The sequence below is a fragment of the Microbacterium sp. Y355 genome, from assembly GCF_059445345.1.
On sequence record NZ_JCAIUD010000003.1, the window covers coordinates 20,976 to 37,312 of the forward strand.

The 16,337-nt window shown below is 65.2% G+C and carries 16 protein-coding genes and 1 rRNA gene; all 17 read right to left on the reverse strand.

Annotated elements, in window-relative coordinates; translation table 11 throughout:
* Positions 1 to 61: 61 nt before the first annotated feature.
* The gene (gene der, locus AC1C2O_RS19235) at positions 62 to 1,585 is read right to left on the reverse strand and encodes a ribosome biogenesis GTPase Der (protein WP_495432208.1); all 1,524 of its coding nucleotides are present in this window, start codon (positions 1,583 to 1,585) and stop codon (positions 62 to 64) included.
* Positions 1,575 to 2,276 (reverse strand): (d)CMP kinase, encoded by a 702-nt coding sequence (gene cmk / locus AC1C2O_RS19240; RefSeq protein ID WP_495432209.1) that lies wholly within the window; start codon positions 2,274 to 2,276, stop codon positions 1,575 to 1,577. The genes der and cmk overlap by 11 nt, the downstream gene beginning before the upstream one ends.
* The gene (locus tag AC1C2O_RS19245) at positions 2,269 to 3,393 is read right to left on the reverse strand and encodes a prephenate dehydrogenase (protein ID WP_495432210.1); all 1,125 of its coding nucleotides are present in this window, start codon (positions 3,391 to 3,393) and stop codon (positions 2,269 to 2,271) included. Before AC1C2O_RS19245 ends, cmk begins: the two co-directional genes overlap by 8 nt.
* Positions 3,390 to 4,229, reverse strand: a complete 840-nt coding sequence (locus tag AC1C2O_RS19250) for a pseudouridine synthase (RefSeq protein WP_495432212.1) — start codon at positions 4,227 to 4,229, stop codon at positions 3,390 to 3,392. The genes AC1C2O_RS19245 and AC1C2O_RS19250 overlap by 4 nt, the downstream gene beginning before the upstream one ends.
* Positions 4,226 to 4,795, reverse strand: a complete 570-nt coding sequence (gene scpB / locus AC1C2O_RS19255) for an SMC-Scp complex subunit ScpB (RefSeq protein WP_495432213.1) — start codon at positions 4,793 to 4,795, stop codon at positions 4,226 to 4,228. Before scpB ends, AC1C2O_RS19250 begins: the two co-directional genes overlap by 4 nt.
* Positions 4,785 to 5,618 (reverse strand): segregation and condensation protein A, encoded by an 834-nt coding sequence (locus AC1C2O_RS19260; RefSeq protein WP_495432223.1) that lies wholly within the window; start codon positions 5,616 to 5,618, stop codon positions 4,785 to 4,787. Before AC1C2O_RS19260 ends, scpB begins: the two co-directional genes overlap by 11 nt.
* Positions 5,605 to 6,438 (reverse strand): ParA family protein, encoded by an 834-nt coding sequence (locus tag AC1C2O_RS19265; protein ID WP_495432225.1) that lies wholly within the window; start codon positions 6,436 to 6,438, stop codon positions 5,605 to 5,607. The genes AC1C2O_RS19260 and AC1C2O_RS19265 overlap by 14 nt, the downstream gene beginning before the upstream one ends.
* A gap of 240 nt (positions 6,439 to 6,678) precedes the next feature.
* Positions 6,679 to 7,581: a site-specific tyrosine recombinase XerD gene (gene xerD / locus AC1C2O_RS19270; protein WP_495432214.1), complete on the reverse strand. Its 903-nt coding sequence runs from the start codon at positions 7,579 to 7,581 to the stop codon at positions 6,679 to 6,681.
* A 2-nt stretch (positions 7,582 to 7,583) separates the two neighbouring features.
* Complete coding sequence (locus tag AC1C2O_RS19275) at positions 7,584 to 8,153, reverse strand: NUDIX domain-containing protein (RefSeq protein WP_495432215.1); 570 nt, start codon at positions 8,151 to 8,153, stop codon at positions 7,584 to 7,586.
* On the reverse strand, positions 8,146 to 9,843 hold the full coding sequence (gene pyrG / locus AC1C2O_RS19280) for a CTP synthase (protein ID WP_495432226.1): 1,698 nt from the start codon (positions 9,841 to 9,843) through the stop codon (positions 8,146 to 8,148). The genes AC1C2O_RS19275 and pyrG overlap by 8 nt, the downstream gene beginning before the upstream one ends.
* A 26-nt stretch (positions 9,844 to 9,869) precedes the next feature.
* On the reverse strand, positions 9,870 to 11,552 hold the full coding sequence (gene recN / locus AC1C2O_RS19285) for a DNA repair protein RecN (protein ID WP_495432216.1): 1,683 nt from the start codon (positions 11,550 to 11,552) through the stop codon (positions 9,870 to 9,872).
* Positions 11,549 to 12,472: an NAD kinase gene (locus tag AC1C2O_RS19290; RefSeq protein WP_495432217.1), complete on the reverse strand. Its 924-nt coding sequence runs from the start codon at positions 12,470 to 12,472 to the stop codon at positions 11,549 to 11,551. Before AC1C2O_RS19290 ends, recN begins: the two co-directional genes overlap by 4 nt.
* On the reverse strand, positions 12,469 to 13,266 hold the full coding sequence (locus AC1C2O_RS19295; protein WP_495432218.1) for a TlyA family RNA methyltransferase: 798 nt from the start codon (positions 13,264 to 13,266) through the stop codon (positions 12,469 to 12,471). The genes AC1C2O_RS19290 and AC1C2O_RS19295 overlap by 4 nt, the downstream gene beginning before the upstream one ends.
* The gene (locus tag AC1C2O_RS19300; RefSeq protein WP_495432220.1) at positions 13,263 to 13,445 is read right to left on the reverse strand and encodes a hypothetical protein; all 183 of its coding nucleotides are present in this window, start codon (positions 13,443 to 13,445) and stop codon (positions 13,263 to 13,265) included. The genes AC1C2O_RS19295 and AC1C2O_RS19300 overlap by 4 nt, the downstream gene beginning before the upstream one ends.
* A 45-nt stretch (positions 13,446 to 13,490) precedes the next feature.
* On the reverse strand, positions 13,491 to 14,522 hold the full coding sequence (locus tag AC1C2O_RS19305) for an HAD-IIA family hydrolase (protein ID WP_495432221.1): 1,032 nt from the start codon (positions 14,520 to 14,522) through the stop codon (positions 13,491 to 13,493).
* Positions 14,523 to 16,196, reverse strand: a complete 1,674-nt coding sequence (locus AC1C2O_RS19310) for a primosomal protein (protein WP_495432222.1) — start codon at positions 16,194 to 16,196, stop codon at positions 14,523 to 14,525.
* A 75-nt stretch (positions 16,197 to 16,271) separates the two neighbouring features.
* A 5S ribosomal RNA gene (gene rrf / locus AC1C2O_RS19315) occupies positions 16,272 to 16,337 on the reverse strand; the annotation flags it as partial.

The window sequence follows — 16,337 nt, forward strand, 5'->3', positions numbered from 1 at the left end:
GTTGTCGCAGCATCCACCTTCTATTGCACCACTCAGTCAGCCGTTAGGCAACCGTCAGCCACTAGTGCTGACGCTTCTCCCGCACACGCATGTTGATGACGAGCGGCGTGCCTTCGAACTCGTATACCTCGCGCAGACGGCGCTGGATGAACCGGCGGTAGCCGGGGTCCAGGAAGCCAGTCGTGAACAGCACGAATGTCGGCGGACGCGTCGATGCCTGTGTACCGAACAGGATGCGCGGCTGCTTGCCTCCGCGCAGCGGGTGCGGGTGCTCAGCAATCAGCTCAGCCAGGAACGCGTTGAACTTGCCGGTCGGGATACGGCGATCCCAGTTCTCCAGCGCCGTTTCCAGCGCCGGAACCAGCTTGTCGAAATGACGACCGGTCTTGGCCGAGATGTTTACCCGCGGAGCCCAGGTGACGTGGGCGAGGTCCTGCTCGATCTCACGTTCGAGGTAACGGCGACGATCCTCGTTCTCCATGTCATCGTCGGTCAGGCGATCCCACTTGTTGAACGCCAGAACGAGCGCGCGTCCAGATTCGAGGACGAGGTCGATGATGCGAATGTCCTGCTCGCTGATCGTCTCAGAGACGTCGAGCACGACGACGGCAACTTCTGCTTTCTCCAGCGCAGCGGAGGTGCGCAGCGAGGCGTAGAAGTCCGCGCCCTGCTGCAGGTGCACGCGGCGGCGGATGCCGGCGGTGTCGACGAGACGCCACAGCTTGCCGCCGAGCTCAACGACCTCATCCACCGGGTCACGGGTAGTGCCGGCGAGCTCGTTGACGACGACGCGCTCTTCACCGGCCGCCTTGTTCAGCAGCGAGGACTTACCGACGTTCGGACGTCCGAGGATCGCGACGCGACGTGGGCCGCCGATCTCGTACTTCGCGACGGCCGAAATGGTGGGCAGCTTCTCGAGCACGGCGTCAAGCAGGTCGGCAACGCCACGGCCGTGAACGGCCGAGGTCGGGTACGGCTGGCCGAGTCCGAGGCTCCAGAGAGTCGCGATCTCCGGTTCCTGGCGGGCGTCGTCAATCTTGTTGGCTACGAGGAACACCGGCTTGCCGCTCTTGCGAAGCAGCTTGACGACGTGCTCGTCGGTGGAGGTTGCCCCCACCATCGCGTCTACGACGAACAGCACGATGTCGCACAGGTCGATCGCGACCTCTGCCTGCGCAGCGACCGAGAGGTCGATGCCCTTCGCGTCTGGTTCCCACCCGCCGGTGTCTACGAGCGAGAACCGGCGATCGTTCCACTCCGCCTTGTACGTCACGCGGTCGCGGGTCACACCCGGGGTGTCCTCCACGACGGCCTCACGACGGCCGAGGATGCGGTTCACCAGCGCAGACTTGCCCACGTTCGGGCGGCCGACGATAGCGACGACAGGGAGCGCAGGCAGGAATTCGATCCCACCCTCTCCCTGCGTGATGCCAGCCAGAAGTATGGCATCCTCGTCGTCCAGGTCGTAGTCGGCGAGACCAGCACGCAGGGCCTCCGCGCGCTGTTCGGCGAGTTGCTCGTCGAGCTCTGCCATCTTCTCGGCGAGGCGGTCGGGACCGCCCTCGTATTCTTCGTCAGCGGGCATTTTCCGCTCCTTGCTTTCGTTCGATCACCGAGAGTACGGCGTCGATGGTTTGTGGGAAATCGAGGTCCGTCGAGTCAACGACCTCAACGCCTTCCGCGGCGTTCAGGAAGTCGACGACAGCACTGTCCGAGGCGTCACGCTTGTGCAGCGCTTCTGCCACAGCAGCGGCATTCTCGCTGGCGAGTTCGCCAGCTCGTCTGGCAGCCCGCACCTCAGGGGCAGCTGTGAGTAGAATCCGCACCGGCGCGTCTGGGGCGACCACCGTGGTGATATCGCGTCCTTCAACGACGACCGCGGGGTACGGCGAGGCCGCCACCAGCGAGCGGAAGAAGATGTTCACCTGTTCACGTACGGCAGGAACCCGCGCGACGCCGCTGACAGCGCCGGAGACGCGCGGGTCGCGGATCGCCTCGGTGATGTCGCTGTCGCCGACGGCGACGGTGCGGTCGTCTGGGTCGAGACCCAAACGAAGATCGAATTCGGATGCCGCGGCGAGAACCGCCTCGGCATCGTCTGTCCCGGCACCGCGATCGAGCACGTGCCAGGCGAGCGCTCGGTAGGCAGCGCCGGTGTCGAGGTAGCCGTAGCCGCGCGAGCGCGCCACAGCCTTGGAAACGCTGGACTTGCCAGAGCCAGCCGGGCCATCGATCGCGATGAACTTCGCTGCATCAGTCTGGGCTGCATCAATCATTGGTCGCCCCCGCAATCCGCCATCCGCGCTCCTGTAGTCCCTCGATCGCGCCGAGCAGCGCCGCCGGTACCACGCTGATCTCCGCGAGGCCGAACTGCGCGCCTGGCGAATGCTCAAGGCGCAGATCTTCCACGTTCACACCCAGCTCGCCCAGCTCGCCGAACAGGCGGCCGAGCTGGCCGGCAGTGTCATCGATCATGACGACCAGCTGATCAAACTTTCGGTTCTGCCCGTGCTTGCCCGGCAGCCGTTCGACGCCGTCGTTGCCCTGGCGAATCGTCTCCGCGACGGCACGCCTGGCGCCCGGCGCTTCCGGCTCACGGAGCGCATCCGATACGGTGCGCAGGTCTGCCGCGAGGGCGTCGAGCACTTCAACCACTGGGCGCGCATTGGCGCTGAGAATCTGAACCCAGAGTTCCGGAGCGGATGCTGCGATCCGCGTGGTGTCGCGCACACCCTGGCCCGCGAGGCGGAGGGTGTCTTCGTCGGCCGTCGCAAGACGCGCCGCCAGCAGACTCGCAACGACCTGCGGCACGTGCGAGGTGAGCGCGACCGAGCGGTCGTGTTCTTCGGGCGTCATCTCCAGCGGCATAGCGCCGACGTCAAGCGCCAATGCCTCCACCAGAGCAAGATCAGCGGTGCGAGTCTCCTCGTCACGGCAGACGACCCACGGGCGACCGACGAACAGGTCTGCGCGTGCGGAGATCGCTCCGCCGCGTTCGCGACCGGCGAGCGGGTGCGAACCGATGTAACGGGTGATGTCGACGCCGCGGTCTTTGAGCGCACGGAACGGCTCGAGCTTCACGCTCGCGACATCGGTGACAACGGCATCCGGGTATTGGGTGAGCTCGGCTTCGATCACAGCGGCAGTGACATCCGGCGGTACGGATACGACGATCAGCGCAGGCGCGTCATCCTCGCGCGCGGCACGGCCGGCGCCATAGTCGATCGCGAGACGCAGCTGCGCAGGCGACGTGTCGGAGAGAACCACGTCGATGCCCTTGGCCGTCAAAGCGTGGCCAATGCTCGCGCCCAGAAGGCCGGCGCCAACTATGCGAACCGTCCCCGAAAGCCGCGGCGCATTGCCGCTGCCATTCGTTCTGGCGGTTTCGCTCACTGGTTCTCCTGGGCGTCTCCCGGCGTGGCGTCCGCGGGGGAATCATGGCGCGAGAGAGTCAAAAGCGCACCACGTTCGATTTTAGTCAGTTCCCGGGTCTTCCCCGCAGGGAGAGTTCCCAGGTGGAGCGGGCCGAACTGTCGGCGGACGAGCTCGGTGACCGGGTGCCCGACTGCGGCGAGCATCCTTCGAACGATGCGGTTGCGGCCGGAGTGCAGCGTGAGCTCTACCAGGCTCGACGCTCCGCGGCCGCTCACTGCGCCTTTCGACGAGTCCAGCAGGCGCGCCTTGTCGGCCTTGATCGGGCCGTCGTCGAGCTCGATTCCCTTGGTGAGCTGCGCGATGACCTGCGCGGTGACCACGCCCTCGACCTTTGCGATGTAGACCTTGGTGACACCGAATGAGGGATGCGCCAGCACATGCGCGAGATCGCCATCGTTCGTCAGAATGAGCAGGCCGCTCGTCTCGGCATCCAGACGACCGACGTTGTACAGCCGCTCTTCCCAGTCGTCCGTGAACTGGCGGAGGTCAGGCCGGCCGTTCTCATCGCTCATCGTGCTGACGACGCCGGTGGGCTTGTTCAGCATGACGTAGCGCTTCGAGACGTCCAGCTGGATCGCGGTGCCATCGACGTCGACCAGGTCGGTCTCTGGGTCGATGCGGCGGCCGAGTTCCTCGACGACCTTGCCGTTGACGCGGATGCGCCCCTCGACGATGTACTGCTCGACCACTCGCCGAGATGCCACGCCAGCCGCGGCAAGCACTTTCTGCAGGCGCACGCCTTCCGGCGCATCGCCGCTGTCTGGGGTGGGTGTGGGGAACTGAGTGTCATTCATCGGATGCTTCCTTCTTCAAATCCGTCGGCACCGTCAGCAAGCAGCGGTGAAATCGGCGGCAACTCGTCAAGCGAGTTGATGCCGAGATTCTGCAGCAGTGCATCGGTCGTACCGTAGTTGATCGCGCCGGTTTCTGAGTCGGCGAAAAGTTCAGTGATCAGGCCTCGTGCCAGCAGTGTCCGTACCACCGAGTCGACATTCACCGCGCGGATGGATGCCACTTGGCTGCGTGTGACCGGCTGCTTGTAGGCGATCACGGCAAGGGTCTCGAGTGCAGCCTGCGACAGCCGCGCCGGCGCCTGCCCGCCGACGAAATCGGCGACGAGGGCGTCGTGGTCATCACGGACGTACAGCCGCCAGCCGCCACCGACCTCCCGCAGTTCGAAACCCCGACGCGGCCCCTTGCCGTTGCCGTCGTAATCATTCACAAGCGTCTCGATCGTCTGCCGTACAGCAGGCACTGGAGCACCGACGGCCGCAGCGAGAGCGATGAGGCCGAGCGGTTCGTCGATGATCAGCAGAATCGCCTCGAGCTTCTCGGTCAGCGGGAGAGAGTCATCGGTCATAGTCGGCCCCCAGGCTCGCGAGTGTCTCGTCCGACCAGGAGTCGGCTGCCCAACGAAGCGTCAGCTCGCCGAGCGGTTCCAGTTGTTCGAAGGAGAGTGCTGAGTGACGATAAAGCTCAAGCACCGAGATGAATCGCGCGACGACGATGCCGGGCTCGTTGGCGCCGGCAACGAGTTCGCGGAAGGTGAGTGACTCAGTGCCCCGCAGCAGCGTCACCACGATCGCAGCCTGCTCCCGGATGCTGACCAGTGGCGCATGCAGGTGATCGAGGCCGACGCTGGGGAGTTCCTTGGGCGCGAACGCGAGCATCGCCAGCGCTGCGAAATCATCGACATTGAGCGTCCAGACCAGCTCTGGTGCCTGTTTGCGGTGCTTCTCATCCAGGCGCACGGCACGGACGTGACGGCGGTCTTCGCGCTGTAGGCAACGCGAGAACCACGTCGAGACCTCTTTGAAAGCGCGGTACTGCAGCAGCCGGGCGAACAGCAGATCGCGTGCTTCGAGCAGGGCGACCGCTTCCGCGTCGACGAGCTCGCCCTGAGGAAGGAGACCTGCCACCTTCATGTCGAGCAGGGTGACAGCGACGACAAGGAACTCGGATGCTTGATCCAGCTCTTCGTCCGAATCCAGCTCCGGCAGATACGCGATGAACTCGTTCGTGACTGCGCTCAGCGACACCTCGGTGATGTCCATCTCGTGCTTGGAGATGAGGTTCAGCAGCAGATCGAATGGCCCGTCGAAGTTCGACAGCGAAACGCGGAACCCTTCGACCAGGTCAGAAGGCTCAGATGGCTCAGTTGACTCAGAGCTATGCGACGGCACCACGGGCGACCAGCTCCCGCGCCAGTCGCAGATACGCCTGGGCGGCGGCATGCTCCGGCGCGAACTCGGTGATCGGAACACCCGACACCGACGCATCGGGGAACTTCACAGTTCGTCCGATCACCGTTTCCAACACGTCATCCCCGAATGTCTCCACGACCCGTTCCAGCACTTCGCGGGAGTGCAGCGTGCGGGCGTCGTACATGGTGGCGAGAAGCCCGTCGAGGGTGATCCCGGGGTTCAGTCGGTCGCGCACCTTCTCGATCGTCTCGATGAGGAGTGCCACGCCACGCAGGGCGAAGAACTCGCACTCCAGCGGGATGAGTACGCCGTGGCTCGCCGTCAGCGCGTTCACGGTCAGCAGCCCGAGAGAGGGCTGGCAGTCGATCAGGATGACGTCGTACTCTCCGGCGACCTGACGCAGCACGCGGGCGAGGATGGTTTCACGAGCGACCTCGTTGACCAGGTGCACCTCGGCGGCTGACAGGTCGATGTTCGCGGGAAGGACATCGAGCCCTGGCGTCGCCGAATGGAGAATCACGTCATGCGCGTCACGCTTGGTGTCCAGCAGCAGGTCGTAGATCGTCGGCACATCGTGCGTGGCGATACCGAGCCCGGCGGAGAGTGCACCCTGCGGGTCGAAGTCGACAGCGAGCACCTTGCGCCCGTACTCAGCCAGGGCTGCTGCGAGGTTGATCGTCGTCGTAGTCTTACCGACGCCGCCCTTCTGGTTGCACAGCGCGATGATACGCGCGGGGCCGTGCGATTTCAGCGGCGCGGGGGTATCGAAGCCGTGGTAGGGGCGCCCAGTGGGTCCCATCGGGGTATCGCCGTCGTTAGACGTCTTACCCTTGGACTTCGCCACGTTCTGACCCACCGAATCTCCTGCTTCCCTCGTAATTGCTCAATTCTAGCGACCCGGTGCCCGTTGTCCTCGTTGCCGCCCCGAGTTCCCCCCTTTCCCCCATCTGGCGAGTGGGTAGTTGTGGCTCGGCTTCTCGCGGAAAATGAGCCACAAGCGCCCACGCGCAACGAGGCGAGGGAGGCGAGGATGAGGGCCCTACCGGGCTCGGGGGTGTGAAGTCGCGTAGATGTCGCGCAGGGTATCTACCGACACGTGTGTGTAGATCTGGGTCGTCGCCACTGATGCGTGTCCGAGCAGCTCCTGCACGACGCGCACGTCCGCACCACCCTGCAATAGATGCGTCGCGAAAGAGTGTCGCAAGGTGTGCGGCGACACCTCAACAGTGATCTGCGCGCGCTCGGCTGCCGAACGAATGATCAGCCACGCACTCTGCCGCGACAGCGGTGCGCCACGCGCGCCGAGGAACAGCCTCGCCGAAGCCCTCCCCTTGGCCGCAAGCCCCGGTCGCACCCGCGTCAAGTAGGTATCAACCGCATCCCGCGCGAACGAACCCACCGGCACGATGCGCTCCTTGGATCCTTTGCCGCGAAGACGAACTACATCCCCGTGCGCGAGGTCGTCGACGTCCAGGCCGACAGCCTCCGAGACACGCGCACCGGTCGCGTAGAGCAGCTCGAGCAGTGCCCGGTCACGGATGCCGAGGGGCTCGTCAGCGGACGGCGCAGCAAGAAGCCTCTCCACCTGGTCGATCGTGATCGCCTTCGGGAGCCGCTGCGGAGCCTTCGGCGGACGGAGCCGGCCGCTCGGATCTTCGAGCTCAATCCCCTCCCGCACGAGAAACCTGTGCAGCCCTCGCACCGAGGACTGCAGCCGCGCGAGACTCGTCGCCGCTGGCGCGGGGATGATCGCAGAGCGGTCCGAGATGAAGCGACGAATGATCGCGCCGCTGACTGCCGTGGTGTCATCGACTCCGACATCCGTCAGCCACGACAGATACACGTCCAGATCACGGCGATATGCGCTGACCGTGTGCTCAGAAAGTCCGCGCTCGATCGTGACATGCCGGATGTACGCGTCGATCGCGCGGTCCAGCCGCATGGCTACGCTCCGGTTTGCCTGAGCGTCGCAGCGAGCACGCCATTCGCCAGCAATGCGTTGCGCATCCGCCCGTCGAGCACTGCGGCGGCGGCATCCGCTAACGGCACCCACTCGACACGGATGTCTGCTTCCTCATCCTCGCGCGCATGCGTTCCCGGCGCTGCGGACAGCCCCGTCGCGAGGAAGAAATGCACGATCTCGTTGCTGCCACCCGGCGTCGTATACGTCGACAGCAGCGGCTGCCAGTCGGCCGCGACGAGGTCAGTTTCCTCCGCCAACTCGCGCTGCGCGGCGATCACCGGCTCTTCCCCTTCGATGTCGAGAAGGCCGGCCGGCAGCTCCCAGTCGCGAGAGCGAATCGGATGCCGGTACTGCTGGATCAGCAGCACCCGGTCTTCCTCGTCGAGCGCGACGATCGCCACGGCACCGGTGTGATCAACGTAGTGCCGAACGATCTCCGCATCGCCGTAGCTAAACCGGTCGGAGCGGACATCCCAAACGGCGCCCTTGAACGCAACCTCGCTGGAGATGATCTCCGGGTTCAGTGGTTCGTCGCGCAGTTCGTCAGTCATCGGCCGAGACGTCGAACAGCTCGCTCGAGCGGTGACGCTCGATCGCGGCACCGATCAGACCACGGAACAGCGGATGCGGGGCAGTCGGACGCGAGCGCAACTCCGGGTGTGCCTGCGTGGCGATGTAGTACGGGTGCACATCACGCGGCAGCTCGACATACTCGACGAGATCGAGCTCGGGGTTGAGACCCGAGAACACGAGACCGGCATCAGTCAGACGCGCACGATAGGCGTTGTTGACCTCGTAGCGGTGACGGTGACGCTCGGAGGCCTCGGTGCTGCCGTATACCTCGGCGGCCAGAGATCCCTCGGCGAGTGTTGCCTGGTAGAGCCCGAGGCGCATGGTGCCGCCCAGGTCGCCGCCGTCGATGATGTCGACCTGCTCTGCCATGGTCGCAATGACAGGCTCGGCCGTCTCCGGGTCAAACTCGGTCGAGGAGGCACCGACGATGTCTGCCATGTTGCGGGCGTACTCGATGACCATGCACTGCAGCCCAAGGCACAGGCCGAGGGTGGGGATGCCCTGTTCGCGAGCGAACTTCAGCGCGCCGAGCTTGCCCTCGATGCCGCGGATGCCGAAGCCGCCGGGAATGCAGATGCCATCGACGGTGCTCAACGCCTTCGCGGCACCTTCTGGCGTCTCACAGGAGTCGGAGGGAATCCAGCGGATGTTGACCTTGGTCTCCTGCGCGAAGCCGCCGGCCTTGAGAGCCTCGGTCACCGACAGGTACGCGTCCGGCAGGTCGATGTACTTGCCGACGAGACCGATCGTGACCTCGTGCTTCGGGTTGTGCACGGCGTGCAGAACCTTCTGCCACCGCGACCAGTCAACCTCGGGTGCGGCCTTGGAGTCGAGCCCGAGTCGACGTGCGATGTACGAGTCGAGACCCTGGTCGTTGAGCGTCGACGGGATGTCGTAGATGCTGGGCAGATCGACCGTGTTGATGACGGCTTCGACCTCGACATCGCACATCAGCGCGATCTTGTTGCGGTTGCTCACGCTGACGGGGCGGTCGCTGCGCAGCACGAGGGCGTCCGGCTGGATGCCGACCTGGCGAAGAGCTGCGACGGAGTGCTGCGTCGGCTTGGTCTTCTGCTCGCCGGAGGCCCCCATGAACGGGACCAACGAGACATGCACGAAGAACACGCTGTCACGGCCGAGTTCGTGGCGCAGCTGACGCGCTGCCTCCAGGAACGGCTGCGATTCGATGTCGCCGACAGTGCCGCCGACCTCAGTGATGATGACATCCGGCTTCGGCGTCTCATCGGCCTGCAGACGCATGCGGCGTTTGATCTCATCGGTGATGTGCGGGATGACCTGCACTGTGTCGCCGAGGTACTCGCCTCGGCGCTCCCTCGCGATGACCTGCGAATAGATCTGGCCGGTGGTCACGTTGGCAGCCTCAGACAGGTTGATGTCGAGGAAACGCTCGTAGTGCCCGATGTCGAGGTCTGTCTCTGCACCATCGTCAGTGACGAACACCTCACCGTGCTGGAACGGATTCATGGTGCCTGGATCGACGTTCAGATACGGGTCGAGCTTCTGCATCACGACGCGCAGACCGCGCGCGGTGAGAAGGTTTCCCAGGCTGGCTGCAGTGAGCCCCTTGCCCAAAGACGAAACGACACCGCCAGTCACAAAGATGTGCTTGGTTGTGTCGTTTTTAGGCCCCGCGCCAGAAGAGTTCATCACGGGCTTAAATCCTAACAGTTTGCTCAGGCACTAAGGCTGAGAAGTTCTCGGGCATGGGTGAGGGCGGCATCCGAATCAGTGAGTCCCGACAGCAGTCGCGCCATCTCTGCCTCGCGATCGCTGCCCTCCAGACGCCGGACGCTTGACGCAGTTACCGCGCCATCATTGGATTTCACGACAGAAAGATGGTTCGTGGCGAAGGCGGCAACCTGCGCCAGATGAGTCACAGCAATCACTTGAGATGTCTCGGCAAGTCGGGCGAGTCGTCGTCCGACTTCGATCGCGGCGGCGCCGCCGATTCCGGCATCCACTTCGTCGAACACGAAGGTCGGAACCGGGTCTGTGCCAGCGATCACGACTTCGACTGCGAGCATCACACGCGAGAGCTCGCCGCCGGACGCACTCTTTGCCACTGACCGCGGTTCGGCACCAGGGTGCGGTGCGAGCAGGATTGCGACATCGTCACGTCCGTGTGCGTTCGCCGCCCCTTCACGTACGGAGACTTCGAGCCTGGCATCCGGCATCGCGAGAGCGTGCAGCTCTTCGGTGACGGCGCTACCCAGCCTGGTGGCGGCTTCGGTACGAGCCGCCGTCAGGCTGCCTGCAGCGTCGTCGAGCGTCTGCCTGGCCGCGTCACGCTCTGCGTGCAATCGCTCGAGGCGGTCGCCGTCGTCGTCGAGCTCTGCCAAACGCGTGGATCCCGTCTGCCAGATATCGAGGGCCTCATCCAACGATCCGTGCGCGCGGATCAGCGTGGTGAGAGCCGCGCGGCGTTCTTCAACGGCGGCGAGTTCGTGAGGGCCGGTCTCATCGAGATCGGCGAGATACGCGGAAAGCTGGAGCGCGAGATCCGAGATGCGATAGCCGACATCAGCGATCTGCTCAGCGATCTCGGTGAGAGCCGGATCTGCGACGCGCTCAAGGTTTCGCCTGGCCTCCGCCACGAGCGCGGATGCGTCGGCTTCGCCCTCTTCGCTGGAGAGAGAATTACGGGCAAGGGATGCCGCGAGCCGCAGCTCTTCTGAATTGGAGAGCCGCTCGGCGCGCTCCGCGAGCACGGCGTCCTCTCCCGGCTCCGGCGCGGTCGCTTCGATCAGCGTCAGTGCTTCACGGAGTCGATCAGCTTCTTCGGCGCGACGATCGCGATTCTCGGTGATCTCGGCGATCGCGGTGTCCAACTCGCGCCAGAGTGTGAACGCTGCCGAGTATGCGCTCACTGCCGAGGCGATCGGTTCGCCGCCGAAGCGGTCGAGGGCCTCACGTTGAGCGGCTGTGGAGCGCAGGCGCAGTTGCTCAGATTGGCCGTGCACGACGACGAGTTCATCGGCGAGGGCGGCCAACACGCCGGCAGGCGCCGCGCGTCCACCGACGCTGGCTCTGCTGCGACCCTCGGCGTTCAGCGTTCGCGAGACATACAGTTCGCCACGGCCGTTGCCGAGAGGCTCCAATTCTCCGCCGGCATCTGTGACGATGTCGGCTACTCGTCCCTCCGTGGGCACGATCCACACGCCTGCAGCGGATGCCTGGGAGGCGCCCGCGCGCACGGCGCCCGAGTCGGCACGCTGGCCGAGCAGAAGTCCGAGGCCAGTGACGACCATGGTTTTACCCGCACCGGTCTCACCGGTGATCGCCGTGAATCCGGGGCCGAGGGGTAATACAGCGTCTGCGATGACGCCGAGTCCCTGCATCCGCATCTCCTCGATCACGCCGGCGCTCCCCCGGCCTGTCCGCGCCAGCCAGCCACAGGCAGCTGAAATTTGCGCACGAGACGGTCGGTGAAAGCAGCGTGGTGGAGCCTTGCGAGGCGAACCGGACGTGAAGAACGACGCACCACGACACGCGCGCCGGGAGGAAGTTCATGAGAGCGACGGCCGTCGCACCACAGGATGCCGGATCCGTCGGTGCGCTCGAGCATCTCGATCGCGACGGAGGCGTCAGGGCTGACGACGAGCGGACGAGCGAACAGTGCGTGCGCAGACAGCGGGATCACCGAGATGGCTTCAACGCTCGGCCAGATGATGGGGCCGCCGGCGGAGAAGTTGTAGGCCGTCGACCCGGTGGGAGTGGAGATCACCATGCCATCGCAGCCGAAGGTCGACAGCGGTCGGCCGTCGATTTCGACGACGACTTCGATCATGCGTTCGCGACTCGCCTTCTCGATGGTGGCCTCATTAAGTGCCCACGTCTCGAAGACGACCGAGCCTTCGGCATCCTTCACACGCACCGCGAGCGCGAGCCGCTCTTCGACGTCGTAATCGCGGGCGATCACGCGATGCACCGCGTCGTCCATGGCGTCGCGTTCGATCTCTGCGAGAAAGCCGACGTGGCCCATGTTGATGCCCAGAACAGGCGCGCTGTTCGTGCCGCGAACAAGCTCAGCCGCGCGCAGAATAGTTCCGTCACCGCCCAGCACGATAGCCAGCTCTAGGTCATCAACGGTGACGACATCACCCAGCGTGTCGACGTCAGCAAAGAAGCGATCGACTGCTGCGAGCTCTGCTCTATCGTCAGCAGAGAGCACCGGGCGGGCACCGGCGCCACGCAGCAAATCGATGACGCGACGGGCAGCGGCGACTGTATCGTCCCGGCCTGCGTGGGCGACGACCAGGATGTTTCGCTCGTTCATCGGCCTCCTGCCAGCTCGTTGATGCGTTCCGTCCATTCTGTCGGATTGCTGCCTCGAGCGGGCGCCATGTGGACGAGGAATTCTGCGTTGCCGTGGGTGCCGAGAATCGGTGATGCGATGATCCCCAGCATGCCGAGTCCGGCATCCCAGCCGTTCCACACCACTCGGGCAACCGCATCTGCGCGTGTGGCGGGGTCGGTGACCAGTCCGCCGCGGACAGCGGTGCGGCCGACCTCGAATTGCGGCTTCACCAGCAACACGACGTCAGCGTTGGATGCAGCGACAGCTGCGACCGCGGGGAGGATCAGCTCGAGCGAGATGAAGGAGAGATCGCCGACGACAAGGTCAGGTGCGTCGGTCTCGCCGGTGGTCTCTGCCAGGTTCTCGCGCGTCATATAGCGCACGTTGAATCCCTCGACGCTCACAACGCCGGGGTCACCCGCGATGGATGCCGCGAGTTGATCGTGCCCGACGTCGACCGCCAGCACCTTGCGAGCGCCACGTTCTCGGAGAACCTGCGTGAACCCGCCAGTGGACGCGCCCATATCGAGGGCCAGTCGACGCTCGACTTTCACGTCGAAACCGTCAAGGGCGGCAACGAGTTTGTGCGCGCCGCGGCTGACGTAGTGGTCGGTCTCGACCACAGTGATCACGGCGTCATCGCTGACGGCCGCCGATGCCTTGATGATCTGTCGGCCGTCGACGCTCACCAGCCCGGCCGCGATCATTGTGGCAGCGTGCGTGCGTGAGCGTGACAGTCCTCGTGAGGCGAGGGCAGCGTCGAGGCGAGTCACCGGTCTCCCGACGCGATCTTCTCTCGGGAGTCGGGCTTCGTGCCGCTCTCGAGTCGGCGGAAGAGCTCGTCGTGGACCGTCGAGTACGCATCCGCGCGCGCAGCCAGCGGCTGCCCCTCGATCAGACGCAGTCGACTCCACAGGCCATCGGTCGGCGCTGCCGTGTTGTCATCGCTCACGATTCCACTTTACGGGTCGCTACCGACATGACCGGCGAGGCGCACTCACGGACGATGGAACGGATCTTCGTAGAGCTTCTCCGGAACGTTGAGCACGAACACCGGAGTGCCCGATTCCCAGATCGCGATCGCCCCGGCACGGACGAGATCGATCTGGCGCGTACCTTCAGCGAGAATCTCGACGTCTCCACCAACGACCCGAACGGATGCGCCGTTGACAGTGACCGCGCCATCCTTCCGCTGCGTCTGCGGGTAGGGCTGATGCAGTTCGCGGAGGTCGCTCAGGATGAAGGTCGGACGGGATCCCTCAGGAGCCGCGAGTACATGCTTCGGCCGGTCAATACCAGTGAACACAAGCACCGAATCGATGCCGACGCGTGCCGCACCCAAGATGTCGGTATCGAGCCTGTCGCCGATGAAAAGCGTCTTGGTTGCTCCGAACCGCGCGATCGCCTCTTCGAAGATGGGGATCTCAGGCTTGCCGGCAACGGTCGCGAGACGACCCACAGCGGTGTGAACCGCGGAGACGAGCGTGCCATTGCCTGGCGCGACACCGCGCTCACGCGGAATCGTCCAGTCGCTGTTGGTGGCGATCCAGGGGATGCCGCCTTCTTCTTCCGGAATTTGGAGCGCGAAAGCGGCCTCTGCCAGGTCGGTCCAGGCCACCTCAGGCGCGAAGCCCTGCACGACAGCATCCGGGGCATCCTCGGCACTGCGTGTGACGGTGTAGCCAGCCTTCTCTGCCTCGACCACAAGGCCTTCTCCCCCGACGATCAGCAGGGTTGCCGGCGCAGGGAGTATGGACGCGAGCAAACGCATCGCAGCCTGAGGGCTGGTCACGACATCATTCGCCACGACCGTCAGACCAAGGGACGTAAGGTGCTCAGCAACCGAGGCGTCAGTGCGGGAAGCGTTGTTCGTGATGTAGCCAACCCGACGACCGTCTGCGACCTGGTTCAGGCTTTCAACGGCGTGCGGAAGTGCGCCTGGGCCGGCGTAGACGACCCCATCAAGATCAGCGAGGACAACGTCGACACCATCAAGCGGAGTCGGGCGCGATTTTGAGAAGAGACCCACTCAGGAATCCGCCTTCGGCGCCTCGACGGATTCGTCTTCGGTGGGGGCCGCCGTCGCGTCAACGGAATCGTCCTCAGCGGGGGCCGCCGTCGCGTCAACAGATTCGTCCTCGGCAGGCGCCGCCGTCGCGTCGACGATCTCATCGTCGGGGAACTCCCCTTCGATCAGGCCGTCCTCAACGATCATCTCGTCGTCGTCACCCAGGCCGAGAGCATCTGCCGCGACGTCTGCGCGCTCGATCCAGAAAGCCGCCTCATCGTCTCGTCCGAGGTCTTCCAGAACAGCAGCGTGCGCGCCGAACAGCGCCGGGCTCCATTCGAAGGCGCGGTCAGGATTGAGCTCGGGGATCTGAAGCTCGCCGAGTGCGAGCTCGGTCTCTCCCTGATCAAGACGAGCGCCGGACATCGCGATCGCAAGCGCGACGCGGACGGGAGTGGCAAGCTTTGAACGATCAGCAGCGCGACCGGTCTCAAGCGCGCGATCGGGGCGGCCGATGCCGCGCTCGCTGTCGACCATGAGCGCGATCTGATCGTCCTTGCCGGAGATGCGACGGTACGTACGCAGCTCACGAAGCGCCAGGGCAAAATCGCCAGTCGCATAGGCAGTGATGCCGAGCGACTCGCGCACGATCGCGATGCGACCGGCTCGACGGGATGCAGCCAAGGCATGCTCATGAGCAAGCGCTGGGTCCTCTTCGATTAGGCGCGCGGCCATTGCAAGGTGACGCGCGACCTGCTCAGCGTTCTCTTTGCTCAGCGTCTTCAGCTCATTGCGTGCCGAAGTGTGCAGATCATCTGGGGTGACCTCGTCGGGCACCAGCGGGTCGTTGAAGCGAGGACGGTCATCGGCCTGACGGTCGGGACGCTCGCGTCCGGCACCAGCACGTTGCGGGAATCCACGCCCGGCGCCGCTGCGGTCGTCGCGGCGCGGAGCAGCACCGTCACGGTTGCCTTGGTATCCGCCTTCGCGGCGCGGAGCGCCACCATCACGGTTGCCCTGGTATCCGCCCTCACGGCGCGGAGCAGCACCGTCACGGTTGCCCTGGTATCCGCCCTCACGGCGCGGCGCAGCACCGTCACGGTTGCCCTGGTATCCGCCCTCACGGCGCGGAGCAGCACCGTCACGGTTGCCCTGGTATCCGCCTTCGCGGCGCGGCGCAGCACCGTCACGGTTGCCCTGGTATCCGCCTTCGCGGCGCGGAGCGCCACCGTCACGGTTGCCCTGGTATCCGCCCTCACGGCGCGGCGCAGCACCGTCACGGTTACCCTGATAGCTGCCCTCACGGCGAGGCGCAGCACCGTCACGGTTACCTTGGTATCCGCCTTCGCGGCGCGGAGCGCCACCATCACGGTTGCCCTGGTAGCCGCCCTCACGGCGAGGCGCAGCACCGTCACGACGCGGCGCGCCACCGTCACGGTTGCCCTGGTATCCGCCTTCGCGACGCGGAGCAGCACCGTCGCGGTTGCCCTGATAGCCGCCCTCACGGCGAGGCGCAGCACCATCACGACGCGGCGCACCGCCATCGCGGTTCTGGCCTCCCCCGTCGCGGCGCGGGGCGCCGTCACGGGAAGAAGAAGCTGGGCGATCAGTGCGCGGAGGACGGCCCTGACGGTCGTCGCGTCGGGCATTGGAGCTGTCGTCGCGTCGTGGTCGACGCTCATCCTCGTTCGGCATGGTCCTGATTCTCTCAACTTCCTGTAAAACGCAAAATGGCCACCCAGCGTTGGGTGGCCATTTTGTCTAAAAGAAGTCCGGCGGTGTCCTACTCTCCCACAGGGTCCCCCCTGCAGTACCATCGGCGCTGTGAGGCTTAGC

What these genes read in the sequence shown, in the direction of transcription:
- der (WP_495432208.1), bottom strand. Translation starts at nt 1,585, where the DNA reads ATGCCCGCTGACGAAGAATACGAGGGCGGTCCCGACCGCCTCGCCGAG.
- cmk (WP_495432209.1), bottom strand. Translation starts at nt 2,276, where the DNA reads ATGATTGATGCAGCCCAGACTGATGCAGCGAAGTTCATCGCGATCGAT.
- AC1C2O_RS19250 (WP_495432212.1), bottom strand. Translation starts at nt 4,229, where the DNA reads ATGAATGACACTCAGTTCCCCACACCCACCCCAGACAGCGGCGATGCG.
- scpB (WP_495432213.1), bottom strand. Translation starts at nt 4,795, where the DNA reads ATGACCGATGACTCTCTCCCGCTGACCGAGAAGCTCGAGGCGATTCTG.
- AC1C2O_RS19265 (WP_495432225.1), bottom strand. Translation starts at nt 6,438, where the DNA reads ATGGGACCCACTGGGCGCCCCTACCACGGCTTCGATACCCCCGCGCCG.
- xerD (WP_495432214.1), bottom strand. Translation starts at nt 7,581, where the DNA reads ATGCGGCTGGACCGCGCGATCGACGCGTACATCCGGCATGTCACGATC.
- AC1C2O_RS19275 (WP_495432215.1), bottom strand. Translation starts at nt 8,153, where the DNA reads ATGACTGACGAACTGCGCGACGAACCACTGAACCCGGAGATCATCTCC.
- pyrG (WP_495432226.1), bottom strand. Translation starts at nt 9,843, where the DNA reads ATGAACTCTTCTGGCGCGGGGCCTAAAAACGACACAACCAAGCACATC.
- AC1C2O_RS19290 (WP_495432217.1), bottom strand. Translation starts at nt 12,472, where the DNA reads ATGAACGAGCGAAACATCCTGGTCGTCGCCCACGCAGGCCGGGACGAT.
- AC1C2O_RS19310 (WP_495432222.1), bottom strand. Translation starts at nt 16,196, where the DNA reads ATGCCGAACGAGGATGAGCGTCGACCACGACGCGACGACAGCTCCAAT.